A 1,805-nucleotide genomic window follows, 5' to 3' on the forward strand; every position below is an offset into this window, starting at 1 on the left:
GGTGAAGCCGGACCCGGCCGAGCCCGATATCTGCGATGTCAGGCTGAAGCTCTGAGCGCGACGGTTATGAGCGCGCCGCGGCCGAATCTGCATCGGCGGCCGTCTTTGTCGTTCCGCGCAAGTTCTTGATGATGATTGCGATCAGCGGCACCAGCATCGGCATGATCGTGCTGAGCGGATGATGCACCGCGCCTGACACCTGGGCCTGGAGCGCACGTGCCTCGAGCTGGAGCGCTTCGATCGATGTGTCATGAATTTCGTTGGCGAGCTCGATGTCGCGGCCCGACGGAGCGCGGCCGGCGATCAGGAAGAGTGCGGCCGCGATGGCGAAATTGACGGCGCCGAGGATGGCAGCCGCGGCGATAGCGCTCCAGATCTGCACCAGCGCGAAATAGGCCGACAGCTCCAGCATCAGGAGCCCGAACGCTGCGATCAGCGCCGCGAAGGCGCGCAGGCCGAGGCCGATCAGCAAATGGCGCAGCCTGATATCGGCGATGATCCTGTCGGTGCGCCACAGCACGCGCAGATGTTTAACGACGTTCTCGGTATTCACCTAGTGTCTCCTCAGCATGAAACCGACGACCACGCCCAGCGCGAAGGCGGAGGCGAGCGACGTGATCGGACGGTCCGCAACCAGGCCCTGGAGCTGCTCCTGCTCCTGTTCGACGGTCTCGCCGAGTTCGGCGAGCGCGGCTCTGATCTGATCTGCGAGCGCCTCGGCGCGATCTTTCGAACTCTCGAACATCTCTTCGCCGGCGGTGCTCAACAAGCGCGCGACGTCGACCTTCAGCGCCCGCAGCTCTTCGCTTACCCTGTTGGTGTTTAACATGGATCCGGTGCCCTGGTTGAATTGGGACCAGCCTAAGTCCCGCGCCCGCGATCACGCTTGATTTGCGTCAAAGGCATCGCGCCGGGGGTCTTGAGACAGGTCAAGCCGGCCGCCACATGCTGGCCTAGAAATACCGGCTGAATGGGGACCAATTGTCCCGACGAGGTGGAAGACGTGAACCACGAACCGCTGCTACGCGCGACGCCGTCCGGCGACGTGCTGAGATTGCGCCCTGAAGGGCGCTGGACCGCCGCGAACGTGGTCGCTCTCGAGACCTTGTCCCGGTCGGTCGGGGCAGACGTCGATCGCTCGCGTGCCGTAACGCTGGACATGTCGGGTGTCAGCGCGCTGGATACCCTCGGCGCCTGGGTTCTGGAGAAGTTGTCGCGCAGGGCGTCGGCGTCCGGCAGGTCGGCCGAATTCGTCGGCGTCGCCGATCATTTCAGCGGGCTGATGGACGAGGTGCGCCAGGTCAACCGCCGCACGCCAGCTCCGGCGACCGCGCCCAATCCGGTTCTGGCGCGGCTGGGCGATCTCGGCAAGTCCACGGTCGGGGCGCGGGAGGACATCACGATCTTCCTCCAGATGCTCGGCGCCTTGTTCATGGCCGTCATCGGCGTGCTGCGCCGGCCGCGTTCGCTGCGGCTGACCTCGCTGGTGTATCAGCTCTACCGCATCGGCTGGCAGGCGATTCCCATCGTCACGCTGATCACCTTCCTGATCGGGGCCATCATCGCGCAGCAGGGCTTTTTCCATTTCCGCAGGTTCGGCGCGGAGTCCTACACCGTCGACATGGTCGGCATTCTGATATTGCGTGAGCTTGGCGTGCTGATCGTCGCCATCATGGTCGCGGGACGGTCGGGAAGCGCCTACACTGCCGAGCTCGGTTCGATGAAGATGCGCGAGGAGATCGACGCGCTCTCGACCATGGGACTCGATCCGGTCGACGTCCTGATCCTGCCGCGCGTTGCCGCTC

The 1,805-nt window shown here is 64.8% G+C and carries 2 protein-coding genes and 1 pseudogene; 1 reads left to right on the forward strand and 2 read right to left on the reverse strand.

What is annotated here, in order from left to right; all coding sequences use genetic code 11:
* Positions 1–64: 64 nt before the first annotated feature.
* Positions 65–553, reverse strand: a complete 489-nt coding sequence (locus JHD07_RS28970; protein WP_291628386.1) for a phage holin family protein — start codon at positions 551–553, stop codon at positions 65–67.
* Positions 554–829 (reverse strand): hypothetical protein, encoded by a 276-nt coding sequence (locus tag JHD07_RS28975; RefSeq protein WP_291628387.1) that lies wholly within the window; start codon positions 827–829, stop codon positions 554–556.
* 225 nt (positions 830–1,054) lie between these two features.
* On the opposite strand from JHD07_RS28975, the pseudogene JHD07_RS28980 reads away from it, so the two are divergent.
* Positions 1,055–1,805, forward strand: a pseudogene (locus JHD07_RS28980) (ABC transporter permease); the annotation flags it as partial.

The sequence above is a fragment of the Bradyrhizobium sp. genome, from assembly GCF_016462955.1.
Taxonomy (GTDB): Bacteria; Pseudomonadota; Alphaproteobacteria; order Rhizobiales; family Xanthobacteraceae; genus Bradyrhizobium.

Excerpts from the sequence above, each read along its gene's own strand:
- JHD07_RS28975 (WP_291628387.1), bottom strand. The coding sequence starts at position 829 with ATGTTAAACACCAACAGGGTAAGCGAAGAGCTGCGGGCGCTGAAGGTC.